Origin of the sequence: Lentzea kristufekii (assembly GCF_033949925.1) — a bacterium.
Lineage (GTDB): Bacteria > Actinomycetota > Actinomycetes > Mycobacteriales > Pseudonocardiaceae > Lentzea > Lentzea kristufekii.
The window spans coordinates 187,284-213,933 of the sequence record NZ_JAXAVV010000002.1; the positions used below are offsets into that span (position 1 = coordinate 187,284).

A 26,650-nucleotide genomic window follows, 5' to 3' on the forward strand; every position below is an offset into this window, starting at 1 on the left:
CCCCTGACTGCCCCGATTGATCTAAATCAGGCCGGAATGCACCCACATTCAGATCAACTCCGGATAATGGACCCTCGCCCATGCCGGTAGGGAGAACCCGTGGAACAGACACCACGCGCCGAGCCGCGGGCCGTGCTGGCTGTCGACGTGGAGAAGTTCAGCGACCCCAGCCGGACCAACCACCACAAGCTCGTCGCCCACGGCGGACTCTACGACGCGCTGCACGCCGCGCTGCGCGAAAGCAACATCGAGGAGCACTCCTGGCACCAGGAGGACCGCGGCGACGGCGCGATGTTCCTGTTCACCCCCGAGGTGCCCAAGCAGGTGCTGTCCGAGTTCCTGCTCCGCCGGCTGATCGCGAACCTGCTGCGCTACAACGCGACGGTCACCCAGGAGGCGCGCATCCGGCTGCGGATCGCGCTGCACTTCGGTGAGGTCACGTTCAACGCCAAGGGAGCGGTCGGCGACTGCGTGAACCTCACGTTCCGGTTGCTGGAGGCCGACCCCCTCAAGTCCGCGCTGGCCGGCTCGTCCGCGGTGCTCGCGGTGATCGTGTCGAAGGCGTTCTACGAGGAAGTGCTGTGGCACGACCCGGCGGCCGAGCCGCTCGCGTACCGGGAGATCGAGGTCGCGGTCAAGGAGACCAGGACGTCGGCGTGGATCCGGCTGTCCGCCGAGTCGATGCACGCCGCCGCCGCGCCCGCGCCGGCCCCGGTGGCACCGGCGGAGATCGACGACGGGGCCGTGGCCGGCGGCGGTGAGTCGCTCGGCGTCCTGGCCGAGCTGATCGCCAGGATGCCGCTGATGGGGCGGATCGAGGGCCGGAGGTTGTGCCTCCAACTCGTCAACAGCGCGCTCGAACCGCGGCTGCGGGTCGCCGAGTTCGACGACGCCCGGCTGCACGTCTTCGCGATCGTGCTCGCCTGCGGACGCAGGCCGGGTGCGGTGCGCACGTTGCTGCAGGCCCTCCGGCAGTTGCAGCCCGAAGCCCAGGAGCTGCGGCAGATCAGCCGCCTCGTCGAGGACATGGCGACGCTGGAGCTCTTCGGCGACGAGGACCGCCGCACGATCACCGATCTGTTGCGCGACACCGACTTCCCGCAGCTCGCCGAGTGCTACCGGGTCGCGGCGGGAAGCCAGGCCGCGCCCCTGCCGCCCGGCCGGCACGACACCGTCGACGTGCTGAACAGGCTGGAGCGGATGAACGCGCGCCCCGACGGCGTCCCGCCCGCGCTCGCGTTGCTCGAACACCTCGCGTTGCACGCGGGAGACGTGCTCTCCCAGCGCCTCTGGCAGTTCTCCGAGGACCAGGCGCGCGCCATGGGCCTGCACGCGGACCTGCTCGCGTTGCGCGGGTCGATCTCGGTGGAGACCACGGAGACGGTCGCGCCCGCCGAGGCGTCCCTGGTGCTGCGGCTGCAGCCGCACGGCGTCGAACCCGGCCGCTACCTGCTCTCCGAGTGGTGGCAGGTGAACTCGGCGACGTGGGCCCCGCAGCGCGGCCGCGACTACACCGGCAGCCTCGCCGAGCTGCAGGCGCGGGTGGGCGAGCTGGTCGGCCGGATCGAGGGCTGGGCGGAGAACGCGAGCAGCGTCTCGATCGAGATGATCCTGCCGAAAGACCTGCTCAACCTGCCCGTCGACCAGTGGATCTCGTTCTCCGACGAGGTGGCTACACCGATCGGGGTCGACTACCTGGTGTCCCTGAGATCACTGGAACGGAGCAGGGAGAAGACGAAACACCGCCGGTGGAAGCGGCGATGGACAAACCTGCAGAACCACCTCCAGGCAGGGGACAGTCCCATCGACGACGCGGTGCACCGCAGCCAGCTCGACGGCCCCAGACACCTGCAGAAACTCGGTGCGAAGCTCGCACTCGCCGAGAACGTCGTGCTGCTCGTGCTCGCCGACCCGCCGTCCGCCCGCGACAGCGTCGGCAGGATGGAGGTGGCGATCGCGCTCAAGACGGGTGTGCCCGTGCTGGTCTGGCACCGGGAGGACTGCGCCGGCAAGGCGTTCCGCACCGCCGTCGACGACCTGCTGGCGGACGGCGGGCTCGGCAAGCTGCTGGAGAACGTGAAGAAGCTGCGCGGCCAGGCCCAGTACGCCGACGACTGCGACGTGCACCCCGGCAGCCACATCAGCGTCCTGTGGGACGACCCGGCCCGGCAGGTGGAACCCCTGCCGCAGGAGGTGGTCGCGCCTTGACGCGGACCGACGACTGGCACATCTACACCGGCACCGGGCAACCGGGCGCCGAGGTGGACCTGCGGACCGACCTGCCGGAACCGCCGCCGTGGCGGGTGTTCCGGGGCGGTCCCGCGCTGCCCCTGCCGGCCGGCGGGGAGAACGAGAACACCCGGCGGATCGGCGCGCCCGGCGCCGACACGTCCTACCCGGCGGACCGGCACGAGATCGACATGGTCAACGCCGCCCTGCTGCTGCGCAGGCCGTTGCTCGTCACCGGCGGCCCCGGGACCGGCAAGACGTCGCTCGCGTTCCGGGTGGCCAGGGAGCTCTCGCTGGGACCGGTCCTGACGTGGCCGGTGACGTCGAGCACCAAGCTCCGGCAGGACGGCCTCTACGAGTACGACGCGATCGGCCGTGTGCACGCTTCCAGCGCCAGGGCGAGCGGTGTGCTCGACGAGCCGACCGACATCGGCGACTTCATCCACCTGGGACCGCTGGGCACGGCGCTGCTGCCGTACGAGCTGCCGCGGGTCCTGGTGGTGGACGAGGTGGACAAGGCCGACCTCTCGCTGCCGCACGACCTGCTCGCGGTGCTGGAGGACGGGGAGTTCCTGATCCGCGAGCTCGCCCGCGTCGCACGCCGGACGCCGAAGGTCGTCGTGCACACCGCGGATCCCGGTGGCAGCGCGGAGATCACCGAGGGACGGGTGGTGTGCCGCGCCTTCCCGTTCATCGTGTTCACCAGCAACCGGGAACGCGAGTTCCCCCCGGCGTTCCTGCGCAGGACGCTGCAGCTGGAGATGCAGCCGCCGAACGAGGAACAGCTCGCGAGCATGGTGGCGGCGCACTTCCGCGACGCGTCGGGCGGTTCCGCCGAGCTGATCCGGAAGTTCCTGCGCCGCAGCGAGTCCGAGGGCGGACTCGCGATCGACCAGCTGCTGAACACCATCCAGCTCGCGTCGTCGAGCGGGCTCACCGCGGACCGGGTCGCGTGGGAACGCCTGCGCGACGCCCTGTGGCACCGGCTTTCCACGACGGGGTTCGAATGAGCGCGGCGGAGCGCGACCTCACCGCGAGGGAGCTGGCGGACGCCCTGTGGCTCGCGAGCCAGATGTGGAACGCGAGCAGGGAAGTGGCGGGACCGGCGGCCGTGCCGGCCACGCCGGCACGGCAGCACGTAGTTCTGCCGATGGCACTTCCGCCTCCCGAGGACGTTCCACCGGCTCTCCGGTCCACCACGTCTCCGCACGTTCCCACCGGAGCCACACGGTCCACAAAGGACGATGTTCCGCCTCGGTTCGCTCCTGGCACGCGACCACAGCACGAACCGGGCGCCGCACGAACGGTCACCGAGAACCTGCCCCACACCCGCGCGATCTCCCGGGCGCTGCGACCGCTGGCACGGCTCGTGCCCTCGGACCACGAGGTGGAGTTCGACGAGGAGACCACCGCGGTCCGCGTCGCCGAGACCGGCGTGTGGCTGCCCGCCTTCCTCCCCGCGCTCACCCGGCCGTTCGAGATCGCGCTCGTCGTGGACACGGCGTCGCTGGAGATCTGGCAGCGCGAGATCGCGGACTTCCGCGCGGTGCTGGAAACTGAGGGCGCTTTCCGGACCGTCCGGCTCTACTTCGTCGACTTCGACCAGGAGAGCGCCGGCGACCTGCTGGTGCGCGTCGGCGCGCCGGACGGCCCGTCCCGCGGCCCGGCGGAGCTGCTCGACCCGTCCGGCGGCCGCCTGGTGCTCGTGGTGACGGACGGGGTCGGCAGGGCGTGGCACACCGGCGCGGCCGACCGCGTCATCGGCTACTGGGGCCGGTCGATCCACGTGTCCGTGATGCACCTGCTCCCGCACGAACTGTGGAGCTGGACCGGCCTCGTGACGACGAGGGTGCAGCTGCGGATGCCCGACGCGGGCGCGCCGAACGCCCGCATCCGCTACCGCCTCGCCGACCCCTCCGACGAACGACCACCGGACACCGCGGTGCCCGTGCCCGTGCTGGAACTGCGCCCGGACTGGCTCGGCCACTGGACCCGGCTGGTCACCGGCGACGGCCCCGCCGTCCGCCTCACCACGTTGTTCGCCGACCCGAGTGCCAAGGAGAGCACCTTCGAGGTCGACCCGTTGCCACACCTGAGCCCCGCCGACCGGGTGAGCCGCTTCCGCACCATCGCCTCCCCGCCGGCGTTCGCCCTCGCGGGCCTGCTCGCCGCCACCCCGGTCCCGCTGAAGCTGCCGGTGATGAGCGCGGTGCGCCAGACCGTGCTGCCCGGCACGAAGCTCTCGCACCTGGCCGAGGTGCTGCTCGGCGGCCTCGTCGAACGCGACGAGAGCACTTCTTCTCCCGGCACCTACGAGTTCCGCGAGGGATTGCGTCAGGAATTGCTCTCCACCTGCTCGCGAGCCGACACGGCCCGCGTTCTGCGCACCGTCGCCGACTTTCTGGGACCCAAAGCCGAAGCGGCGCGCGGCATCAAGGAAGCGCTCGACGACCCGGACTCCGCCATTTCGGAGGCGACCCCGGAAAGTCTCCCCCATCTGCGCCTGCAACAGGTGATCTTTCGTGCGATGAGCGGGCCCTACGTCAAACGGTCTAACCGTATCAGGGCGATGATCACGGATCTCACGGCCGACCGGGTAGAACCGGAGACCGAGTCCGCTGATTCAATCGCGCGCGTGTCTGCTCCCGCCGAAGAGGAATCTCCCTCACAAATATCGACGATCAATGCAGCTGACCCAGGAGGGACAGTGACGGTACGAGATGAGGCCTCGTCCACGATCCTGAGTCAGCAAGGTGACGCTCCACGCGCGTGGTCCGTCCCTCCGCGCAACTTCAACTTCACCGGGCGAACCGCCATGCTGGCGGCCCTCAACACCCGCTTGACCTCGGGTGACGCGAACCCGACCGCGGTGCTCCCCGAAGCGCTGTACGGGCTCGGCGGCATCGGCAAGTCGCAGGTCGCGGTCGAGTACGCGTATCTGCACGCGGACGACTACGACGTCGTCTGGTGGATTCCCTCGGAAGACCCGACGCACATCCGCTCGGTTTTCGTGGAGCTGGCCGCACAGCTCGGAATCCCGAACACCGGCGCGGTCAACTCCGTCATTGCCGCGGTACGGGAATCATTGCGTCGCGGACATCCCTATCGGCGCTGGTTGCTGGTGTTCGACAACGCGGACAAACCCGAGGACGTCCGACCTTTTTTCCCCACCGGTGGATCGGGACACATCCTGGTGACTTCACGGAACACGCATTGGTCCAGCGTCGCGCAGACGGTCGAGGTCGACCTCTTCAGCCGAGCCGAGAGCAAACAGCTCCTGCAGCGGCGCAACCAGGGTTTGACCGACTCCGACGCGGAACAGGTCGCCGATGTGCTCGGAGACCTGCCCCTCGCGATCGAACAGGCGGCGTCCTGGCTCCGGGAGACCGGCATGAATGCCGGCGAGTACCTGTCGCTCTTCGCGCGCAAACGCGCGGAACTGCTCGAAGCCGGATTGCCCGTCGACTACCACGTCCCCGTCGCCGCCGCGTGGAACGTGTCGTTCGACCGGCTGAGCGAGGAGAACCCGGCGGCCCTGCAGCTGCTGCAGGTGTGCGCGTTCTTCGCTCCCGAGCCGATCAGCCGCAGCCTCTTCATCGAGCTGCAGGGAATCCCGGTGCCGGACGAGCTCGGCGAGGCGCTGCGCGACCCGTTGCTGCTCGGCAAGGCGATGCGGCAGATCAACAAGTACAGCCTGGCGCAGATCGACCAGAGCAAGGGCACGATCCTGCTGCACAGGCTGGTGCAGGGTGCGTTGTTCGACCGCATGACACCGCAGGAACGCGCGCAGATGCGCCACGCCGCCCACGTGCTGCTCGCCACGGACGACCCCCGCGGCCCGGCCACCCAGAACAACTGGCCCAAGTACATCGAACTCCTGCCGCACGTGCGCGCGTCGAAGATGCAGGAGTGCGACGACCCGTGGGTCCGGCGCACCGCGTTGCACAGCGCTGTCTTCCTGGCGGCGTGGGGCGACGACCAGAGCGGTCTGGACTACGGACGCGAACTGCTCGCCTACTGGAGCGAGCGGTTCGGTGAGGAGAAGCCGGACACGCTGTCCACGGCGAAGCAGGTCGGCGTCTGCCTGCGCGCGCTCGGTCGCTACACCGAAGCGCTCGCGGTCGACGAGCGCGCCTATGCGGTGGCGCGGGAGAACCTCGGTGAGGAGTCCGAGAACACCCTGGTGCTCGCCAACATGGTCGCTCAGGACGTGCGCGCGCTCGGTGAGTTCACCAAGGCGTGGCAGCTCAGCGATGGCGCGTACCGCACCGCGAAGGCGGTCTACGGCGAGGAGGACGGGCTTTCCCTCGCCGCGGCGGACAACCTCGGGATCGCGCTGCGCCTCGTCGGGCGGTTCGCCGAGGCCCGTGACATCGACCAGGCGACCTGGGAGCACCGTGCCCGCATCCTCGGAGACGAGCACCGGTTCACGCTCTCGATGCTCAACAACCTCTGCCTGGACATCCGTGAGTGCGGTGAGTACGTCCAGGCCAGGGACATGCTCGAGACCGCGGTGGCGAAACACCGCAGGCTCTTCGGCGACGACCACCCGGACACCTTGCGGGCCATCAAGAACCTCGCTGTCGCCCGGCGCAAGGCGGGTGACCACGCGGGAGCGCTGCGCCTCTCGGAGGAAGCGGTGCTCAGGTACGCGAAGCGGTACGGCGACAACTACCCCGGTTCGCTGGCCGCGTCGCTGAACCTCGCGGTGGACCTGCGGCAGGCGGGTGCGCTGACCGAGTCGAGGGCACTGGGCGAGCAGGTGCTCGCGGCGTACGCGGAGACGCTCGGCGAGAACCACCCCTACGTGCTGGCGGCCAAGACGAACCTCGCGGTGACCCTGAGGCTCATGGGAGAGCTCGAAAGGGCCGCCGAGCTCAACGAGGACGCGTTCGTCACGATGCAGGACGCGCTGGGCTACGACCACCCGTTCACGCTCGTCTGCGCCACGAACAGGGCGAGTGACCACGCGGCGTCCGGCGACTTCGAGAGGTCCTACGCGCTCAACCAGAGGGTGCTCGAACGCTCCCAGCGGGTGCTGGGCGAAGACCACCCCTCGACGCTGGCGTGTCTCGCCAACATCGTCCTGGACCTGCGCGGACTGGGCCGCACCGCGGACGCCGAGTCGCTTCAGATCGACGTGATCAGCAGGTTCCGCCGCGCGCTCGGCAAGGACCATCCGGCGACCGTCGCGGCCGCCAGCAGCACCCGAGCGGACTGCGACCTGGAAGCACTGCCGACGGGCTGAGCGATCACCTCCCGACCCACGTGGCGAGCACGCGTGGGTCGGGGAACTCACCGGTCCGGTGGAGGATCTCGGCGTGCACCGCCATGACCACGGCGGGTACGCGCAGCAGGGCCCGCGACGACGGATCGGCGAGGCCGAGACCGATCCACGCGGACACGTCGTCCGGGCGCGCGGCGATGTCGGCGGCGTAAAGGTGCGCGGCGGCCTCCTGCTCGCCCGCCAGGTGGCGGAGGTCGGCTGCCGTCACACCGGTGAAGGCGTCGCTCGCGAAGCCGGACGGTGCTCGCAGCTGGAGTCGACGCAGTTCCATGCGCGGCAACGGTGACGCCGGCCGGGGCGTCAACACCGGGACCGGCAGTGCTCCGCGGGGCCGCCCGGCCAGCCAGTCCTCCGCGAGCCTCTCGACGGCGGCGGGCTCCGGTGTCAGGTGGCGAGCCAGCCACGTGGCGCGGTGGTCCTGTGCGGCGAGCCGTGCCGCGTGATCGGCGGTGCCGCCGACACGGATCCGGCTCCACAGCGCCAGTCGCGCCGCCATGATCGTGGCGAAACGGCGCCCGGCCGCGGTCAGTTCGTCGCAGTCACGCAGAAACCGGGCCGCGTGCGCGGTCTGGCGGCACCAGTAGGCGAACTCGAAGTCGGCGCGCTCGGACGGGGCCGTCTCCCGATGAGTCCGCCAGAAGTCGGTCACGCCGAGAAAGGCGTACACCCCTTGGAAAAGCCCGCTCACCGGCCGCGGATCGTCGCGCCACGGCGCGTAGCAGTACGCGCTGCCGCCCACGGGGCACAGTGGTTCCATGGTCGCGAGCGCGGCGAGTTTCGTGTGCTGCACCTCGTGTGTGAGCGTCTCGGCGAATGCCGAAGGGTCAGGTGGAGGCGACATCAGCACCGCCCCGTACGCGTCCGCGGACGAGCCGCTGTAGGGAATGCCGCCGTCCCTCGGTGGCACCGGCACCACGGTGCTCACCAGCGCGCTGAGCGCCTCCGCGTGTTCGGTGCGCAGCAACGACCACGCCTCCTGGAGCCCTTGTTCCCAGAGCGCGACCTCGACACCGGTCAACCGGCGAGGTCCGGCTGTGGCGCGGTAGTCGCGGTGCGGTTCGACGTCGTCCAGCAGGGGAGTGAAGCCACCGGCGCCGATCCGGCGCACGGGCAGCCAGCCGTCGTCGTCAGGTACGCGAATCGTGTGGTCCCCGAAGGACAGGCACAGCACGCCCGCCCGGCGTTCCGCTCGTGCCACCGCCCACGTGCGCACCTCCGGGAAGGTCGCGACGCCCAGCGAGGGCAGCGAGATCACGCCCCGGCTCACCGGGACGTCCAAGGAGAAGTCGAGATCGCTCAGATGAGCCGCGACCACGGCCACGCACCTCAGGTGGCCGACGTTCGCCCACAGCGGTCCCGCCGACTCGGCGGTCCCGTGCAGTCTTCGCAACACGTCGGTGAGCCACACGCCCACCTGGGGCAGCAACAGGGTTTCGCGCACGAGGCCGGGGGACTTCCGCTGCGCCTCGACGAGCAGGTCCCACGCTTCGTCGACCCCGAGCAGAAGTGACCGGCCGGCGACCTCGTCCAGCAGAGCGCGCAGAGCGACCAGCCGGGCGCTGAACTGGCCGTCGTCCAGCACCGTCAGGACCGCGTCATCACCACCGCCCCAGGCGAGTTGGTCGACGAACCGAGGCGGCAGCCGATGAGAGGTCAGCACGTGATCAGCGGTACCAGCTTCCGCTCGTCCCACCGCTCGGGCACCTGGGCACCGCTGCAGTCGTTCTGTCCGCCCGAGTCGCTCATCCGCGCCGCCCGGGCTCCCGGATCAGCGACGTCGAGCAGCATCGCGCGGACCGACGCGGCCACCGACTCGTCGGTCGTGTGCCTGAGTTCATCGAGAGAAATGCCTGTCAGGTCGACGAGTGCGCAGTTCACCTCTGGAGCCTCTTCCACGGGTTCCCTCCCGACTACCGACCGTGACACCGATGTCACTTGCATCATGCCCAATCGACCTGGTGTATGGGAGATCCTTTCGCGTACATGGGTGCTGCTCCATCTGCGCCACCACGGGGAATTTCGGCACCATGGGTGATGTTCGGTCACCCCAGGATCTCATGACCAGCGGAAATCCTTGTAGGAGGCCAAAGTGGACAATTCATGGACACGGATTCCCGTCACAGCGGAATATCGTGGTGTCCTGTCGGCGGAACCCGTTGTGTGCCAGGTGCTTTCCCGGCGGCCGAGTGCCGTCGTCCAGAGTTGAGCCTTGACCGAGGTCGTTCGGGATGTAACGCTCCGCGTGGGCGGGGGGATGAGAGTTCCATGGGTTTGGTCACCTTCGAAGGCAGGGACGTCGGCTTCACCGACGCCCTGTCCCGTGTCGCCGAGCAACTGACACCGCTCGGTGCCGCCGGCCGCTGCGTCGCCGAGACGTACGCGCTGACTACCGAGATCCGCCGGGTGCACGAGGCGAAGGCCGTGGACGACAGGGAGATCAGGCTGGCGGTGCTGGACCAGCGCCGCCGGGAGTCCACCGCCACGCTGCGCGGCATGCAGAAGGAGCTCGGCAGGGCGGGAAAGAGCGCTGCGGCGCTGCGGGAGTGCATGGTCAACATGCAGCGCGCGACCGTCAGGCCCGGACTGGAACTGGCGGAACGCCGTGCCTACATCGACCTGACGCAGCACTTCACCACCATGCTCGTGCAGCACCACTCCGAACTCACCGGCGGCGTCGCGGACGTCATCGACAAGGTGCTCAACGGATCCGGCGCGGTCGCCCTCGCACCCGCCCGCCGCAAGCCGCGCCGCACCCGGTGAGCGGCAACCGGCGGGGCTGTGGCTGCGCGTTCGCGTTCCTCGCCCTGTTCTTCGCGATGCCGCTGGCGGTCGTGCTGGTGTCACCGGCGATCGCGGCGCGCATCGTCGTCGACGGCCGGCCCGAGCACGCGGTGTACCTGCAGGAATGGCTCTGGGGCTCGGCCGTGTCGGTGCCGCTGGCCGCGCTGGCGGTCCGGTTCGTGCTGAGCCGCCGCGGGCGGCTGCGCGGCTCGCCACCGGTGCGCCGCTGGTCCGGGTTCCTGCTGCGCGGCCTGGTGCTGCTCGCCGCCACGAACGCCTTCGTGTTCCTGCGGAAGGAACCCTCCCTCCTCGGTGACCACGTCATCGACGACGGCACATCGCTCTTCGGCAGCACCGCGCTGATCGGCCTCGCCGTCCTGGTCGCCATGAGGCTCTGGGACCGTCGCGCCCGCAGGGTCACCGTCGAGGAGGTGCGCGCGGCGGCCGCCGAGGCCGACCAGGCGCTGCGGCGCGTGCGCGCCCAGAACGACCAGGTGCGCCGCCAGGCCCAGCAGGTGCGGGCACGCGTGGAGAAGCTCCAACGAACGGAGAAGCTCCAACGGTCGGAGCGGCCCGACGTCGAGTTCCACTCGCTGCGCGTGTTCCACCGCGAGTCCTACCAGTGCGCCGACACCGCGCACATCGCCTACCACTCCGCGCAGACCTCGTTGCGCACGATGGCGAGCCTGGTCCGCCACGCCCGGCGCGCGCCTTACCAGTTGACCGTGAGCAGTCGCGCCCGCGCCGAGATGAGGGCCGCCGCGGCCCACCTGGCCCGCTCCCAGGGCGAGCTGCGGACGCACGTGGACGAGGGACTGGGCATGGTGCGCACGTTGAACGCCAACACCTCCGACCTCAAGCACGAGATCCGCGACCACTGCGGCCGGCAGGGCCGCGAGTGGTTCGAGGCACTGGAGGAACGCGTCGAACAGGCCCGCGAAGAGCGCCGGGTGGCAAATCGCTTTGGAGGAGGTCAGTAATCTCCTCGTCACGGCCTCACGTGAGAGGGTTAGGGCGATGCCTGGCGTGTTCGTCAACTACCGCACCGGTGACGGTGAATGGGCGGCTGCCCTGGTCAAGCGGGAGTTGAGCGCGCGCTTCGGAGCCGGCCAGGTCTTCTACGCGAGCCAGTCGATCCGCCTCGGCGAGGACTTCTCCCGCGAGATCCTGAGCGGCCTGCGCCGGTGCGAGGTCCTCCTGGCCCTCATCGGCCCCCGCTGGGTGAACGCCGTGGACCGCGAGGGCGTCCGCCGCCTCGACAAGCCCGACGACTGGGTGCGCCGCGAGATCCTCGAGGCCTTCGACTGCGGCCTGCGCGTCATCCCGGTCCTGATGGACGGCATCGACCCGCTGCGCGAGGCCGACCTGCCCGACGTTCTCCAGCGCGTCGCCCGCTGCCAGTACCTGCGCATCCACCACCGCAGCGACGACCTGGACCTGCCCCGCCTGGTCGACGAGCTGGTCGAACTGGTGCCGGAACTCGTCGCACCACGCTCGTCCTCCACTCCGCGTCCCGGCCGCCCGGCCGAGGGCGAGCTGCGCAGCCCGATCACCGAGTTCCGCCAGGCCCTGTCCGAGCCGCTCGGACTGTCGGTGCACGAGCGCGTCCAGGCAGCGGCATCGGCGGTGCTCGAACTGCTGACGGAGTCGCGGTACCCCACCTCCGGCCACCTGGACGACAGCGAGCTTCCCTCCGCGCTGGAGAAGCGGCTCACCGCCTACGAGCACGACATGGCGCCGCTGCTGCGCCTGGTGGCCATCGGCGTGCGCTCCGGCGACCGGCGGCACGACGAGCTGTGGACCGCCCTGGTCGAACGCTTCCTGCGCCCAGCGCCGCGGCACCGCGGCGCGCAGGACGTGTGGGTCAACGCCTCGTCCTACCCGGCGTTGCTGCTGACCTGCGTCATCGGTGTGGCCGCCGTGGCGGCGGGCCGGGAGGAGCTCCTGCATCGTCTGCTGTGCCGGACCTCGGCCACCACCGCCGACGGCCGGTCGACACCGGTGCTGCGTGAGCTGGCGCTGCGCAACGTGGTCGACCCTCGGCACGCGGCAGCGCTTCCCGCATGGGGCGGTACGCCTCCTCATCAGGCGCTGAGTGTGCAACTGAGGCAGGTGCTCAGCCGCGTGTTCTTCAACGTCGTCGACGGTGCCGCGTTCGACTGGGCGTTCGCGGACTACGAGTTCCTGCGCAGCCTGCTGGAGCTGCACGACGCGCCCTTCTCGTCGCTGGGGGAGTTCGCCGTGCGCCTCGACCACGACGACTCGGTCATCTACCAGCGCAACGCCGCGCGGTTGGACGCCGACTCGGCGCTGCTGCGCGCCGGGGCGTTCGACGGCGACCCCGCACAGGTCGCGGCGGCCTGGCGTGAGCTGCGCCAGGCCACCCGTGCCCGTTACCACTGATGATCAGCTGAGACCGTCCAGCACGGCCAGGCTGAAGTTCTGGCCTGAGGTCACGGCCAAAACACCACGGCTGCATTCGGGCGGAATCGTCGCCTGACCGTCGGTATTGCCTCCCCAGCCGAACGCGGACCCGTCCGCCTTGAGCCCGAGATAGGTGTCCCAGTAGGTGCTGACCGCGACGACACCGCTCTGCGCTGTCGCCGGCATCGGGTTCGGCCGGACGAAAGGTGAGCCCAGCGCGCTGGTCGCGACGACCGAACCGTTCTGCAGCACGGCGAGGCAGGTCCACTCCCCGGCGGCGATGGTGACCGCGTCGTGCACCGGCTGCCAGTTGCAGGGGCGCGTCCCCCAGGTGACCACGGTGCCGTCCGCTTTCAACGCCATGCTGAGCTGATGCCCCGCCGAGATCGCGATGACCCCGCTCTGGGCTTCGCGTGGCACCGGGTCAGAGCCGTGGCCCCACGTGATGACCGAGCCGTCTGCCTTCAGCACGAGGTTGTGGGACGACCCGGCGGAGATCGCCACCACACCGCGCTTGGCCTCTTCGGGGATGACTTTCAGCTCCGACCAGGGAGGGTCGCCCCACTCGACGATGGTGCCGTCCACCTTCAACGCCAGGTTGTTGGAGCTGCCGACGGAGATCGCGACCACGCCGCTGGACGCCTCGGCGGGCACCGTGATCTCGTCGTAGAGCTGGCTGCTCCAGGCGATGACGGATCCGTCCGACTTCAACGCCACGACGTGGTTGTGACCGGCTTCGATCGCGATCACACCGCTGGACGCCTCCGGAGGGATCTGCAGGGCGTCGTTGTTCATGTCGCCCCAGCCCTTCACCGCGCCCAGGGCGACGGCGAACTGCCGGGAGGACTGCGACGTCCGAGTTCCCTTCGTGATCGTGAGAGTGACGGTGTACCTGCCCGGCGTGGTGAACCTGTGGTCGAACTCGGCGGTGCTGGCGGTCGTCTCGGCTGTGACCGCGCCGATCCTCGTCGCGGTCCACCGCCAGCTGTCCGGCTGCTCGGTGGTGTCCGCACTGAAGTGCACCGGCTCGCCGATCACCGGACGAGGCCGCTGGACGGTGATCCCGGCGATGCCCGGCGGTGCCCCTGGCCCGGTGATGGTCACCGTGATCTCCGACTGAGCCGTGCGCCCGTTCTCGAAGGCCGCGGTGGCGCGGACCGGAAAGGTGCCGGGCCGCTGCCAGCGGTGACGGATGGTGGTGCCCGACCCCGCCGGGGAGCCGTCTCCGAACGACCAGCTGGTCGACCTGGCGGTGGCGTGCGGCAGGACCAGCGTCAGCTCGAACTCGTCGCCGACCACACCGTGGGGGCGCGGACTGACCAGGATGGACGCCGGGGGCGGTGGCCCCGGCGTCTGCGGTGTGGCCCGGTCGTTCCGGCCGGGGAGTCCCAGGCGGCCCTCATCCTCGTGGTGATCGACCTCCGTCACCTGACCGGCCTGCCCGTGCTGGTCGGGTGACGGCCGGACCTCGCCGTCGGCGGAGTCCCCGGTGTGCTTGGTGACTGTGCGGACGTCACCGCGCAGGTCCAGCACCCCGGCGGTGTTGCCGTCGGGGTCGTTGAAGAAGACGACGTCGCCGCGAGCGATCAGCTCGAACCTGACCGGCTGGTCGAACAGCTGGCGCCGGGCGACCACTCTGGTGCGGGAGAGGTCGACGATCGTCGCCTGCCCGGTGGACCGGTCCGGCACCACCGCGTGGTCGCCGATCGCGATCGGGCTGCCGAGGTCGGCACCCGCGGCACCGACCTTCACGGGCGCGGCGCAGCCTTCGCCGAACGTGCACGAGACCAGTTCGCCCCGGCTGCCCATCGCGACGAGCAGCCGGTCCCCGTCAGCGGACCCTCCGATCACCACCGTGTCGTCGGCGGGCGTGCCGAGCCGCACCGATCTCGTGACCGCACCGGTCATCGGGTCGAGCAGCTCCGCCGTGCCGCGAGCGGGATCCACCAGCGCCACCCGGCCACCGGTGGTCGTCAGGCGCCCGGTCTTCGTCGCGGTACGGGTACGCCGCCGGTCCTCGCTCAGCCAGACCAGCTCGCCGGTCGTGTCGTCGATCGCCCACACCCGGCCGCGATCGTCGACGGCGACGTTACCGGGCCTGATCGACTCCGCCAGCCGCAGGGGTTCGCCTCGCGGCGCCAGCGTCGCGGGGTCGACCGCAGTCGTCATTCCACTGTGGACGTCGACCACCCACAGCGCGTCCTCGGAGGGAAGGACGACCAGTCCCTCGCTCGCGGGAAGGACCGCCTGCGTCGGCGTGACCCGTTCAGTGGCGCCGTCGACACCGCTCAACCGGCCGGTCTTCCGGTCGAGCACCACGGCCGAGCCACCCCGCTGGGTGACGGTCAGCGCCGTGCCGGGGGCGGCGACGGGCACGTGGGTCATCACCTCGGCGGCGGCGCCGTCCACCAGCGTCACCTCGCCGGTCTGGCCGGACGCGAGCCACACCGCGCTCGAGTGCATGCGCACCTCTGCCTGGTGATAGCCCGGACCCACCACCAGAACGGCCGCGGCGGCGGCGACGGCGGCGAGCGCGGCCCGCAGCCGGGTACGTCGGGTCAGCATTCGCATCGGTCAGTCGATCTCTTCCAGCAGAACCAGGGTGAACATCGAGCCCGCCGAGAAGGACAGCACACCGCGGTTGTAGGCGGACGGCACCATGAACACGTCCTCTCCGACCAGCCCCCACACGAACAGGGTGCCGTCCGTCTTCATCGCCACGGCGTGTTCGTGGGCGAAGTCGACCGCGACGACGCCGCTCTTCACCTCGTCCGGCAACCGGTACACGTGGGATTTCACGTAGCCCCAGCTGAAGAGCGAGCCGTCCGGGCGCAGTGCCAGGCCGACGTTGTAGCCCACGGCGATCGAGCGCAGGCCGGGGATCTGGCCTGGCAGCGGCACCGGTGACCAAGGTAATTCGCTGCCCCAGACGACAATGGAGCCGTCGACCTTCCACGCCACACTCGTGTGATGGCCGGCGGTGATGGCGATCACGCCGGTCAACGCCGCCTCTGGCACCGCCACCTGTCCCTCGTGGTCGGAGCCCCAGGCCACCACGGAGCCGTCCGACCTCAACGCCATGCTGTGATTGGCTCCCGCGGCGATCGCGATCACGTCGCGCTGGGCCTCTTCCGGTACCTCTGTCTCCTTCCAAGCGTTCTCACCCCAGGCGACGACGGAGCCGTCGGCTTTCAACGCCAGACTGTGGTGTTGCCGTGAAGAGATCGCGATCACGCCGCTCAAAGCCTGCGGCGGTACGTTCAGCTGCCCGTGTTCGTTGTCGCCCCAGGCGATCACGCGGCCGTCCGCTTTCAGCGCCAGTGCGTGCTGCTGCCCCGCCTCGACCGCGATCACGCCGCTCGAGGCCTCCGCTGGCACGTCCAGCTCGTGGTAAAAGTTCTCGCCGCCCCAGGCTTTGACGGCGCCTCGTCCCACGGTGAACTGCCGCGACGACTGCGCGGTCCGGGATCCCTTGGTGATGGTGAGCGTCACGACGTAGTGGCCAGCCGTGGTGAACGCGTGGCCGAACTCGGCGGTTCGCGCGGTGATCTCGGGCATCTGCCGCCCCGGCCTGGTGACCGTCCACTCCCACCTGTCCGGGTCCCGGGTGGTGTTCGCGCTGAAGCGCACCGACTCGCCGATCACCGGCTTCGGCCGCTTGACGTCGATCGCGGTGATCGCGGGCGGGGCGTCCGGCGGGTCCACGATCACCGTGGTCTCCGCCACGGCCTGCTTTCCCGAGCCGAGGGTGGCGGTAGCGCGGACGGCGAAGGTGCCCGGATTCGCCCAGGTTTGCCGGACCGACGTGCCGGAAGTGTCGGCTCCCTCGTCGAATGACCACCGGGTGGTGGCGCTGACGGGAGGCTGGAGCACCATGGTCAGCTCGAACTCGTCACCGACCACACCGCGGTTGCCGGGCTTCACCAGGATGGACGCCGTGAGGCCTTGAGGCGTCCGGTCGGACTCACCGGTGTGGCCGGGCAGCCCCAGGCCGGCGTCCGGCTTCTGGCGGCCGGTCTTCACCTGCTCCGACCGCCGGGGCTCGTCGGGAACCGACGGGAGCTCGGGCGTGACGGGGTCCTCGACGTACTTGGTGATCGTCCGCACCCCGCCCCACAGGTCGAGCACGCCGGCCTTGCTGCTCTCCGGGTCGTTGAAGAAGACGATGCCGTCGCGGGCGATCAGCTCGTACGGCCCTGGCTGCTCGAACAGACGGCGCTGGGCCACCACTCGCGACTTGCCCAGGTCCACGATCGTCGCCTGCCCGGTGGAGTGGTCGGGCACCACCGCGTGGTCGGAGGCTTCGACCGGCGTCCCGATCTCGGCGCCCGCCGCGGCGACCCGCACCGGAGCGGCACAGGAACCGGCGTCGAAGCTGCACGCGATCAGCACACCGCGCGAGGGAACCGCGATCAGCACCCCGGCCTGGCCGGCGGAGCCGCTGACGACCACCTCGTCGTCAGGACTGAGGTCCAGTCGCAGGGATCGGCTGACACCGCCGGTCTCCGGGTGGAGCAGCTGAGCCGTGCCGTGCTCTGGATCCACCAGCGCGGGCAGTCCACGCGTGACCACGAGACGGCCGTTCTTGGTCGCCGCGGCACGGACGCGCCGCTTTCCCTCATTCAGCCAGACCACGTCGCCGGTCGTGTCGTCGATCGCCCACACCCGGCCGTCGCCGTCGACGACCCCGCTGTTCGGCCTGAGCCTCCCGGCCAGGTGCTCGGGTTCGCCGGTCCGCGCCAGCGTCACGGGATCGACCGAGGCGATCATTCCACTGTGGACGTCGGCCACCCGCGGCGCGTCCGGCGAGGGCAGCACGACCAGGCTGTCGCTCGCGGGCAGGACCGACACCGGTGCCGAGGCCTGTTCGGTGGCACTGTCGACGCGGCGCAGCGCTCCGGTCGCCTCGTTCAGCACCAGTGCTGCGCCGCCCTGCTGGGTCACGTGCAGCGCCGTGCTCGGTTCGCCGACCACGACCTGTGCCTTCACTTCGGCGGAGGCGCCGTCCACCAGCGTTGCCTGGCCGACCCCGCCGGACGCCAGCCAGACAGCGCCGGAGTACATCCGCGCCTGGGAGGTCTCATAGCCGGGCCCCACCACCAAAGCGGCGCCCGCGAGCACGGCCGCGGTGGCGAGCGCGACTCGCGCGTGTGTCGGTTTCATCGGTATCGCCCCGTTTCCAGGCTTTCCGCCGCTAGCCTCCTGCGTCGTGCAGCGGCCCACGACGACCACAGCGGAACCGGGTTCACCGCCGCGCGAACGCGTGCGGCCGAGACGCGTGCCGGGTAGAGCCCGGCGTTCAGCCGCCCGACCTGCGCCCAGGCCTGGTCGGCTTTCTGCCGGTCGACGTGCTCCGGTGCGTAGATCGCCGCGGTCGCCAGCTCCGCAGTCGCGGTGATCGGGTTCGCCACGTCGCCGAGGCTGCCTCGCACGTGCTGGGCCACCTCGTGGAACGTGAGCGAGACCGGCGGCGAGATTCCGCGTTCGGTCAGCCGGTCGAGCTGTTCGTGCCAGGCGCCGAGAACCCGTGCCGCGTGGTCGGGATCGCCGCGCCGCCGTTTGCGCCGAAGGGCCTTGCCGAGCACCACGAGTCCACCCGCGGTCAACAGGAGCAGGACCGTCGACGGCACCACCATGAACGTGCCGTTGAGGACGTCGCTCCAGCGGAATGCCCACTCGTCAGGTGCGCCGGCCGCCTGCGTCTCCGCTGGCGGTGCGAGCTCCGGCGCTGTGGACGGCGGGGCCGGCTGCGGTGGGACCACGCGAGGCGGCTCCACCCGAGTCTCGCGCGGCTCGTTCATCTGGCCTGTCCCGGTGGGGTCGTAGCCGATCCAGCCGTACCCCGCGAAATGCACCTCGGGCCACGCGTGGGCGTCGGCCGTGGTGACGTGGAAGACGCCGTCCTGAGGTTTGGCCAGGCGGTACCCGACCGCGACTCTGGCGGGGAAGCCCCACATCCTGGCGATCACCGCGAACACGGCGGCGTACTGCTCGGCGTACCCACCGCCAGCCTTCCCCGACGCCACCACGCGCGCTAGTGCCGCGTAGGAATGCCCCGGCGGCCGGTCCATTCGGTAGGGCATGACCCGCAGACCGGCCTCCAGGTAGCTGAGCCGGTCGCGAGGACGCGTTGACGGGAGCTCTTTCGTCACCTCCGATGCCAGCGTGCGCAGGGCTTCCGGCATGCCGTCGGGAAGTAATGGCGAGCCGGTCCGCACCGGGGTCGCTTTGGCCAGGTCGCTGTCGTGCAGATAGGTCTCGGCGGTGAGGTCGTAGCCGAACCCCGGGGAGGTGGGACCTGTCCTCACGAGCACGCCCGAATCGGGGTCGAACCCGAATCGGCCCCCGGTCTCGCCGCGCGCGTCCAGGGAGGACGGCCAGCCGATCACCGGCAGGTACGGGCCGGTGAGCTCCTGCAGTTCGACGCGCACCTTGAGTTGCTTGCGGCGCACCAGTTCGGGGTCGACGGCGAGGCGGCTCCCCGCCACGCGATAGGTGTCGTTCGCGGTCCATGTGGTGCCGTCGAACGTGTCCAGCGCGGCCGTGCGGATCCTGTCGAGCCTTGCGGCGGTCGCGGGGTCCGTCCGCACGGTGAACAACGGGCGGGTCGGGTTCTCGTTGAGCTGTTTCTTCAGTTCCGCCAGCGGGGTGAGCGTGTCGGTGTTCAGCACCGGCGGGGCGAGCACGTCCCGCAGGTCGAAGCGGTGATCGCCGGACGCCAGTGGCAGCGTTCGGCCGCCCGCAACACCGAACAACGCGCTCGCGGCGACCATCGCGGCCACGAGGGCGAGCGCGACGACAGGCCTGCCGGACGGGCGCCCGGCACCCGCCGCGCTGCCGCGGTGGGTGCGGACCGCGATCAGGAGCAGGGCGGCGAGCAGGAAGATCGCGGTGGCGGCCGGGTGTCCGCCTGTCTGGTCGCCGACGACGAGCAGAGAGAACAGAAAGGCTGCCAGCGACGGTGCGAGCGGTGCCAGTGGGTGTCGCGTCCACAGGACGAGCAGGACCGACGAGAAAGCGCCGGCCCACGTCACCAGCGCCGGCGCCGCCAGCAGTTCGGGCCACGTGTCGGCGGGTGCGGTCACCGTCAGCAGGCGGTTCCAGCTGCCGCGCAGCCCACCGAAGATGGCGGAGGCGGCGCCGCCGAACACGCCGTAGACCATGACCAGGGCCAGACCCACGGCCCCCAGCGCCACCGTGGTCCACGTGCGCCGGTGGCCTGCCACGGCCGTCACCGCGCCTGTCAGGCACGCGCTCATGAGTGCCGGGAGGTAGCCGTTGGTGGCGAAGAAACCCTGGTACACGAGCACTGCCGCCGCGCAGGACAGCACCGCGAGTGCCACCTCGGCCGTGCTGCCCGGCGTGAACCTCCGCCGGTTCATCGCAGCACCAGCCGGTTCCAGTTCGTGGCGAACTGCTCGCTGCTCGCCGCGGCGACCGCGAGCACTCCACGCGGCCTGGCCGGCACCGCGGTGTCCGGCGAGACGAGCTGGGCCAGGCTGACCGAGAGGAACCGGGGACGCAACGACATCAGCAGCTGGGCCGCCTCGGCGTCCGTGCGACCGGTGACGACGACGAGGGCGACGCCCTGGGTGTCGGCGACCACGTCTCGCACCAGGTCGGACAGCGCGGCGAGCCCTCGATCGGCGCTGTCCCGCTGCACGGCGGACAGGAGCTCCAGCGCGGTACCGCTCGACTCCCGCTCGGCCCCGCCGGTGGTGCGCAGGTGCAGCGGCAGGCTCGATACCTCGGCGGCGACGCAGAACGACGCGGCGACGCGGACCGCGTCCTCGAAGAGCGTCCCGGTGTACGGCGCGGAGCTGGTGTCCAGCACGATCAGCTGGCGCGGCTCGTCGGGCACCACCACGTGGCGCGCCATGACGGTGCCGGTCCTGGCCGTCGCGCCCCAGTGGATGCGCCGCCAGTCGTCTCCGGGCACGTACTCCCGCAGGCTGTGGAACGCCGCCCCGCCCAGCGGAGCGTTGCTGGTCGTGTGGCCTTCGGCGTCCTGCGTTCCGCCGAGCGTGTTCATGGCCAGCAGGTGCACGCGCGGGTAGACGTGCACGACGAGTTCACCCCCGGCCGCGCGGCCGCGCTGCAGCAGCCGCATCGGGTCGGAGTGCCCGAGCCGCACAGGTGGGATGACGTAGCGTCCGCGCCGCCCGACCGGAAGCGGGTAGCTGACCGTGCACCCGTGGCCTGCGGCCAGCGCGGGCACGGTGACGGTCGTGCGGTCTGCCCCGAGCGTCTCAGTGATCACCAGCGGCGGGCTTCCACGCCTGCCCACGTTCGTCACGGTCAGCGTGCCCTGGGCGGCGCTGCCCTCGAACACACGCCTCGGCCGGACTTCCCGCACGGTCGTCAGCTTGGGCGTTGCCAGCAGCCAGAAGACAGCGACCAGCAGGGCGCCCGCCGCGGCCAGGCCGAGCGTCACCAGTTCCGGGTAGTCGGCCCACGTGCCGGCGGCGACCAGGCACACGGCGGCGACCGCCATCCAGGCACCGGTCGAGGTCAGCCCGGTTCTGCTGAGCCGGGAAGCGGCGCTCATCGGCCCGCCGGCACCGGTGCGGTCGCCAGGACGTCCCGGAGCACCGATTCGGTCGTGCGTTGCTGGATGCGGGCTTCCGGGGTGAGGAGCAGGCGGTGGTTCAGCACCGGCACCGCCACCGCCTTCACGTCGTCCGCCGTCACGTACGGACGGCCCGCGGCCAGCGCGTAGGCCTGTGCCGCGGTGATCATGGCGATGCCGCCGCGCGGGCTCACTCCCAGCTCGACGTCCGGGTGGACGCGGGTGGCGCGGACCAGGCGGGCCACGTACTCGCGGAGGTCGTCGGCCACGCGTTGCTCGCGGACGGCGCGGATCATCAGGCGCAGGTCGTCCAGCTCCATCACGGACTTGAGCTCGTCCGGGCGGCGGCGGGTGACGCCGTAGGACAGGATGCTGACCTCGTCGGCCAGGTTCTCGGGGTAGCCGATGCTGATGCGCATCATGAACCTGTCCAGCTGCGCTTCCGGCAGGGCGTAGGTGCCCTGGTGCTCCACCGGGTTCTGGGTGGCGATGCACAGGAACGGGTAGGGCACCGGGATCGGGCGGCCGTCGACGGTCACCTGGCCCTCGGCCATGACCTCCAGCAGCGCCGACTGGGTCTTGGGGGAGGCCCGGTTGATCTCGTCGCCCAGCAGGATGTGGGTGAAGACGGGGCCCTGGCGGAACTCGAAGCGCGAGCGGCCCTGGTCGTACACCTGCACACCGGTCACGTCGGACGGGAGCAGGTCGGGGGTGAACTGGATCCGCTTCACCTCCGCGCCCGCGATCGACCGCGCGATCGCCTTGGCGAGCGAGGTCTTCGCCACGCCCGGTACGTCCTCGATCAGCAGGTGTCCCTCGGCGAGCAGGCACACGAGTGCCAGCCTGACCACCTCGGGCTTGCCGCGGATGAAGTCCTCGACGTTCGCGGCCAGCGCCTCGAACCTGCGCTGGAAAATCGCCGCATCGGACACTTCGACGCCCCCATCGTGCTGGTGTTCGGTGAATCGTCAGTGGAGCTGACTGCGCAAAGCCGCGTTCAGGCGGGGGTAGACCTCGCTGACCGAGGCCTGCTTGCGCTCGCGGCCCAGGAGGCGGGCCAGCTGTTTGAGGTCCTGGCGCACGGTGGCCGAGTCGACCAGGTCGGCGGCGTCGAGGACCTTCGCGGTCAACGCGCTCGCGTGGTCGATGTCGCCGGCGGAGGCGTAGGCGAGGGCACGGCGGGCACCGAAGCGCGCGTGGGTGCGGTGGGCGCTGTCCGGCACCAGGGACAGCTGCCGGTCGAAGACGTCCGCCGCCTCGCGGGACTGGCCGAGGTCGTGCAGGCACCAGGCCTCGACGAGGCTGATCAGGTCGGCGCCGCTGACCGAGGCCGAGCCCATGACCATGCCGTCGGCGGTGTCCGCCCTGGCGAGCAGGGCGGCGGCACGGTCGAGCGCCCGCCGGCAGTTGTCGTAGTCGCAGGCCAGCGCGTGGCCCTGGGCCTCGCGCAACGCGGCGAGCCCCTGGACGCGGGGGGAGGTGCCCGGTGCGGCCTGCGCCTGCTGGGCCAGGTCGACGGTGCCGGCGGCGTCGTCGCGGTAGAGCGTGATCAACGCCTGCCTGATCAGCGAGTACGTGGCCATCTCGGTGTCGCCGGCCGCGGCGCCCATCTCGACGGCGTTGCGGGTCCACCACATCGCGGCCCTGTCGTCGCCGGCCTCCTGGGCCATCCACCCGGCGTACTCGCTGTAGCGGGCGGCGAGCCCCAGCAGCTGTTCGCGCACGGGCGCGGGTGCGCCGTTGGCCATGCCGCGCAACGTGTGGGTGTGCACCGTCACCATCGGCAGCACCACGCTCGGGCTCGTCGTCTGCCCCAGCTTCCTGACCTCGGTGAACAACGAGCGGAACGCCGCCAGCGTGCCGTCGTGGGCCGCGCTCGCGGAGGCGGCGCGGGGAGTCCCCAGCGTCAGCCCGAGCAACGAGGCGGCGCCCGTCGCGATCGCGTCACGCCGAGGCATCGGAACCATCCAGCTCGAGCCGTCCGGAGCCATGCTCATCACCCACACTTCGCCGTCGCCGTCGCCGTCGGCCGCGACGGCTGCGAGCGGGCTCGCGGGGGCGGGCTGGTCCACCAGGGCTGCCAGACGTCCACCGGCTCCGAGAACCGCGTCGCAGCGCCGGGCCAGATCAACACCTGGTTGCTTGAAGCCAGTCTCGATCTTGCCCAGATAGCCCTTGCTGTAGTGGACCTGCTGCGCCAGCGCCGCCAGCGACAGGCCCGCCGCGGTGCGCAGGCGCCGCAGCTCCACCCCAAAGACATCCGACTGCTCAGCCATTCGTCCCCGCCCTCGACCGCCGCCCCCGGCGGCCGGTGAATCGACCGTTGCAGACTACTGAGCCGCTGGTCGCAGGCCCAGTCCCCCCGGAGCGCCGACGTCAGCGGACGCCTGGCTGTCTCCGAGTCTGATCCGCCGTCCCGCCGAATCCCAGGCGTCTCCCGTCGCCCGCGTGATCGGGAGACGGGAGACCCCTGCCCCGCGAAGCCGTTGCGGGACATGCTGATTCCGGACGGCACCGCAAGACGCCGTCCGGTTTCTGGGGGGTGTGGCGGCAGGCCGGGGCTGGGGGCTCAGTCCTGCCGCCACAGACAAACGTGCAGAAGGGGAACAGAAGAGTGAACAGGGACTGGACGGGCGCGCCCTCCTGACCACGCGTCACCCGGTCGTGCACCTGGTCAACTGCGCCGAATCGGCGCCGGAAGATCACGGATGTGCTGAACTAACGGCATGGGCACGCGCACGATCCGTTACACCGCACTACTGGCCTGCATCGCGGCCCTCACGGCCTGCACCGCGCCGCCCGAACCGCCGGTGGCCTCGCCGGGACCGCGGCTGGACCCGCAGGCGGTCAACTACGACAACCTGGACTTCGTGAAGTCACGGCCCGAGGTGTTCGACAACAAGTGCGGCACGCTTCCGCGTGACCTCCAGTCGGTGCTCGGACTGGAGTCGAAGCCCGCCGACGGCATGGGTGGCGGCTGCAACGCGCGGGAGCCGTGGGGGAACCTCTCGATCCACCTGTTCAGCCCGATGTCGAACCGCAAGTCGAAGGCCCAGTACTTCTCCGACGCCTGGAACGGCGACCTCGGCGGGGGCGGCTACTTCCAGCGGTCGATCCTGCTGGACCGCTACTACGCCATCACCAAGATCGCCGGTTCGGTCAACGACAGCTGCACGGTCACCGTCGACACCGGCTCCGAGCAGCCGTTCGAGGTCACGGCCTCGATGGACTTCGACGAGAGCATCGCCCTGTCGGCCCAGGACGTCGACCAGCCGATCGACCGCGCCCTGCGCGAGTTCTGCCCCAGGGCCAGGGAAGCGGCGGAGAAGCTGCTGCCGCTGATCGACGAGAACGGCGGCAGCCGGGCGGGCTGAGCCTCAGCCCGCGTCGCGCCGGCTGAGCACCACGAGCGAGACGGCCAGCAGCGTCAGCCAGATCACCAGCGACGAGATCGTCTGCGGCCATCCCGCACCGTCACCGGCCATGTGCCAGGCCGCCTCGAGCGGGTAGACCAGCCCGAAGACCTCCGGCAGCGCCAGGCGGGCCACCGCCAGCAGCGGCACGACGACGAAGAACACCGTCAGCGAGCCGCCCGTGTTCGGGATGAGCAGCGAGACGATCAACGCCGTGAGCAGCACCTGCGCGGTGGCCAGCATCGTCACGCCGAGCACCCAGCCAGGCCGTGAGCCGAGCAGGTAGTTGTGGTTGAGGCCCTGCGCCGCGGTCTTGATCAGCAACGGGTACAGGACGAACGTGAACATCGAGCACGCCAGCCACACGCCGGCGAGCACCGTGCCCTGCGCCAGCAGGTAGCGCAGGCGCGAGGGCTGCACGAGGAGCGTGGGCTGCACGCTCTTGTACTGCCACTCGCCGGCGACGAGCTTGATCACGGTCGCGAAGACCAGCAGCAGGCCGAGCTGGATCACCATGAGCATCGGCTGCAGCTGCCTGCCCGCGCTCGCGAGGTTCGTCTGCGGCAACGTGAACAGCGCCATCAGCCCGACCAGGAACACCGGCGCGCAGGCCATCACGATCTTGTCCGACCGCGTGCCGACGAGCTTGCGCGCCTCCACCGCCACCAGCCGCCAGAACGACGACGACCGGGCGGCACGGGCGGCCCACGGGCCGGGTGCGGCGGGAGGCGCCGCCTGGTGCTGTTGCCACGCGGCCGGATGCCCGACGGTCATGACCTACCTCCACTGGTCAGGCGGAAGAACAGGTCTTCCAGGCTCATCTGCTCCTCGCGCAGCCCCAGCAACGGGATTCCCGCGGCGAAGGTGACGTCGGAGATCTTCTCGACCGGCGCGTGCGCGGCGATGAAGCCGTCCGGCGCCGGCTGGATGGCGACGCCACCCCGCTGCAGCGACTCGGCCAGGCGGTTCATGTCCTTGGCGCGCACCAGCGAGCGGGAGGACGTGGTCAGGCTCGCCAGCGGCCCGTCCGCCACGATGCGCCCGCCGCCGATCACCAGCACGCGGTCGGCCGTCTGGTCCACTTCGGACAGCACGTGGCTGGACAGCAGCACGGTGCCGCCCCGGGAAGCGTGCCCCCGCAACAGGTTGCGCACCGCGCGGATGCCCTCGGGGTCGAGACCGTTGATGGGCTCGTCGAGCACGAGCAGCGGCGGATCGGTGAGCAGCGCGTGCGCGATGCCGAGCCGCTGCCGCATGCCGAGGCTGTACTTGCCGATCTTGCGGGTGGCGGCGTCGGCGAGCCCCAGCATCTCCAGCACCTCGTCGGCCCTGCGGGCGGGCACGCCGGACAGCGTCGCGGCCATCCGCAGATGGCTGCGGCCGCTCCGTCCGGGATGGACGGCCGCCGCGTCGAGCAGCACGCCCGCGACGTGGGAGGGGTTGGGCCACGCGGTGAACGCGCGCCCCGCGATCGTCGCCTGGCCGCGATCGGGCCGGGTCAGCCCGGTGATCATGCGCAGCGTCGTCGACTTGCCGGCGCCGTTGGGCCCCAGGAAGGCGGTCACGGTGCCCGGTTGGAGCTCGAAGCCCACCTGATCGACGACGGTACGACCCTCATAGGCCTTGGTCAGCCCCCACGCTGCAAGCACCTACCCACCGTAGCGGTAGTCACTGTCCGTCGCGGGCTGATTCGCCGTGTCGCGATGCAGTTGCACGGGCCGGTTCCGGTGAAGATGTTCCCGGCGTGCTTGATCGCCGGCGAAAGCTTTTTCGTCCCGCGCCGGATTCCGCCCGGCAGGTGTGGGAGAACGCGCCGACCGAGTCCGTCGACCAGGTCGAAACGGAACAAAACGCCGGTGTTGTCGTCGCCGAACGGATCGAGCGGGCGGCTATCGGCGAGGTGTGCACCGGTGGCGGATTGGGCGGAGGCGCATGCGGGCAGAAATC

17 protein-coding genes are annotated in these 26,650 nt (G+C 70.7%); 7 read left to right on the top strand and 10 right to left on the bottom strand.

The genetic code is table 11. The features are described from left to right. Positions 1-99 precede the first annotated feature (99 nt). Genes SK571_RS04410 through fxsT form a run of 3 tightly spaced genes read left to right on the top strand, consistent with a single transcriptional unit; the run spans position 100 to position 7,477 of the window. The gene (locus SK571_RS04410; protein ID WP_319982729.1) at positions 100-2,208 is read left to right on the top strand and encodes a VMAP-C domain-containing protein; all 2,109 of its coding nucleotides are present in this window, start codon (positions 100-102) and stop codon (positions 2,206-2,208) included. Next, complete coding sequence (locus tag SK571_RS04415; protein WP_319982730.1) at positions 2,205-3,239, top strand: AAA family ATPase; 1,035 nt, start codon at positions 2,205-2,207, stop codon at positions 3,237-3,239. The genes SK571_RS04410 and SK571_RS04415 overlap by 4 nt, the downstream gene beginning before the upstream one ends. Further along, positions 3,236-7,477: an FxSxx-COOH system tetratricopeptide repeat protein gene (gene fxsT, locus SK571_RS04420; protein WP_319982731.1), complete on the top strand. Its 4,242-nt coding sequence runs from the start codon at positions 3,236-3,238 to the stop codon at positions 7,475-7,477. Before SK571_RS04415 ends, fxsT begins: the two co-directional genes overlap by 4 nt. A gap of 4 nt (positions 7,478-7,481) precedes the next feature. Here the strand turns inward: fxsT and SK571_RS04425 are convergent, their stop codons facing one another. Both SK571_RS04425 and SK571_RS04430 read right to left on the bottom strand, forming a co-directional pair. Further along, complete coding sequence (locus SK571_RS04425; protein WP_319982732.1) at positions 7,482-9,176, bottom strand: HEXXH motif domain-containing protein; 1,695 nt, start codon at positions 9,174-9,176, stop codon at positions 7,482-7,484. Further along, complete coding sequence (locus tag SK571_RS04430) at positions 9,170-9,412, bottom strand: hypothetical protein (RefSeq protein ID WP_319982733.1); 243 nt, start codon at positions 9,410-9,412, stop codon at positions 9,170-9,172. Before SK571_RS04430 ends, SK571_RS04425 begins: the two co-directional genes overlap by 7 nt. Positions 9,413-9,781: 369 nt before the next feature. Between SK571_RS04430 and SK571_RS04435 the strand changes: the two genes are divergently transcribed. The 3 genes from SK571_RS04435 to SK571_RS04445 are packed head-to-tail and all read left to right on the top strand — an operon-like array spanning position 9,782 to position 12,700. Then, on the top strand, positions 9,782-10,276 hold the full coding sequence (locus SK571_RS04435; RefSeq protein WP_319982734.1) for a magnesium transporter CorA family protein: 495 nt from the start codon (positions 9,782-9,784) through the stop codon (positions 10,274-10,276). Continuing rightward, positions 10,273-11,277, top strand: a complete 1,005-nt coding sequence (locus SK571_RS04440; protein WP_319982735.1) for a hypothetical protein — start codon at positions 10,273-10,275, stop codon at positions 11,275-11,277. The genes SK571_RS04435 and SK571_RS04440 overlap by 4 nt, the downstream gene beginning before the upstream one ends. Before the next feature lie 37 nt (positions 11,278-11,314). Beyond that, a complete protein-coding gene (locus tag SK571_RS04445) occupies positions 11,315-12,700 on the top strand; it encodes a toll/interleukin-1 receptor domain-containing protein (RefSeq protein ID WP_319982736.1) in 1,386 nt (461 codons plus the stop codon). A 3-nt stretch (positions 12,701-12,703) separates the two neighbouring features. On the opposite strand, the gene SK571_RS04450 is transcribed toward SK571_RS04445, so the two are convergent. Genes SK571_RS04450 through SK571_RS04475 form a run of 6 tightly spaced genes read right to left on the bottom strand, consistent with a single transcriptional unit; the run spans position 12,704 to position 23,566 of the window. Then, complete coding sequence (locus SK571_RS04450) at positions 12,704-15,292, bottom strand: PKD domain-containing protein (protein ID WP_319982737.1); 2,589 nt, start codon at positions 15,290-15,292, stop codon at positions 12,704-12,706. A gap of 3 nt (positions 15,293-15,295) precedes the next feature. Further along, on the bottom strand, positions 15,296-17,884 hold the full coding sequence (locus SK571_RS04455) for a PKD domain-containing protein (RefSeq protein ID WP_319982738.1): 2,589 nt from the start codon (positions 17,882-17,884) through the stop codon (positions 15,296-15,298). Continuing rightward, complete coding sequence (locus SK571_RS04460) at positions 17,881-20,103, bottom strand: transglutaminase family protein (protein WP_319982739.1); 2,223 nt, start codon at positions 20,101-20,103, stop codon at positions 17,881-17,883. Before SK571_RS04460 ends, SK571_RS04455 begins: the two co-directional genes overlap by 4 nt. Further along, entirely contained in the window at positions 20,100-21,269 is a 1,170-nt protein-coding gene (locus SK571_RS04465; RefSeq protein WP_319982740.1) for a DUF58 domain-containing protein, read from the bottom strand. Before SK571_RS04465 ends, SK571_RS04460 begins: the two co-directional genes overlap by 4 nt. Continuing rightward, positions 21,266-22,222, bottom strand: coding sequence for an AAA family ATPase (locus SK571_RS04470; protein WP_319982741.1), 957 nt, complete (start codon positions 22,220-22,222; stop codon positions 21,266-21,268). The genes SK571_RS04465 and SK571_RS04470 overlap by 4 nt, the downstream gene beginning before the upstream one ends. Positions 22,223-22,258: 36 nt before the next feature. Next, on the bottom strand, positions 22,259-23,566 hold the full coding sequence (locus SK571_RS04475) for a helix-turn-helix domain-containing protein (protein WP_319982742.1): 1,308 nt from the start codon (positions 23,564-23,566) through the stop codon (positions 22,259-22,261). A 450-nt stretch (positions 23,567-24,016) separates the two neighbouring features. On the opposite strand from SK571_RS04475, the gene SK571_RS04480 reads away from it, so the two are divergent. Continuing rightward, the gene (locus tag SK571_RS04480; RefSeq protein WP_319982743.1) at positions 24,017-24,664 is read left to right on the top strand and encodes a DUF3558 domain-containing protein; all 648 of its coding nucleotides are present in this window, start codon (positions 24,017-24,019) and stop codon (positions 24,662-24,664) included. A 3-nt stretch (positions 24,665-24,667) separates the two neighbouring features. Here SK571_RS04480 and SK571_RS04485 read toward each other — a convergent pair whose 3' ends face one another. Both SK571_RS04485 and SK571_RS04490 read right to left on the bottom strand, forming a co-directional pair. Further along, positions 24,668-25,477: a hypothetical protein gene (locus tag SK571_RS04485; RefSeq protein WP_319982744.1), complete on the bottom strand. Its 810-nt coding sequence runs from the start codon at positions 25,475-25,477 to the stop codon at positions 24,668-24,670. Beyond that, a complete protein-coding gene (locus tag SK571_RS04490; RefSeq protein ID WP_319982745.1) occupies positions 25,474-26,352 on the bottom strand; it encodes an ATP-binding cassette domain-containing protein in 879 nt (292 codons plus the stop codon). Before SK571_RS04490 ends, SK571_RS04485 begins: the two co-directional genes overlap by 4 nt. Between the last annotated feature and the right edge of the window lie 298 nt (positions 26,353-26,650).

Bases quoted from the DNA above. Each gene is read 5' to 3' on its own strand.
- SK571_RS04455 (WP_319982738.1), bottom strand. From the start codon at position 17,884: ATGAAACCGACACACGCGCGAGTCGCGCTCGCCACCGCGGCCGTGCTC.
- SK571_RS04460 (WP_319982739.1), bottom strand. From the start codon at position 20,103: ATGAACCGGCGGAGGTTCACGCCGGGCAGCACGGCCGAGGTGGCACTC.
- SK571_RS04485 (WP_319982744.1), bottom strand. From the start codon at position 25,477: ATGACCGTCGGGCATCCGGCCGCGTGGCAACAGCACCAGGCGGCGCCT.
- SK571_RS04445 (WP_319982736.1), top strand. From the start codon at position 11,315: ATGCCTGGCGTGTTCGTCAACTACCGCACCGGTGACGGTGAATGGGCG.
- SK571_RS04480 (WP_319982743.1), top strand. From the start codon at position 24,017: ATGGGCACGCGCACGATCCGTTACACCGCACTACTGGCCTGCATCGCG.
- SK571_RS04475 (WP_319982742.1), bottom strand. From the start codon at position 23,566: ATGGCTGAGCAGTCGGATGTCTTTGGGGTGGAGCTGCGGCGCCTGCGC.
- SK571_RS04465 (WP_319982740.1), bottom strand. From the start codon at position 21,269: ATGAGCGCCGCTTCCCGGCTCAGCAGAACCGGGCTGACCTCGACCGGT.
- SK571_RS04450 (WP_319982737.1), bottom strand. From the start codon at position 15,292: ATGCGAATGCTGACCCGACGTACCCGGCTGCGGGCCGCGCTCGCCGCC.
- fxsT (WP_319982731.1), top strand. From the start codon at position 3,236: ATGAGCGCGGCGGAGCGCGACCTCACCGCGAGGGAGCTGGCGGACGCC.
- SK571_RS04435 (WP_319982734.1), top strand. From the start codon at position 9,782: ATGGGTTTGGTCACCTTCGAAGGCAGGGACGTCGGCTTCACCGACGCC.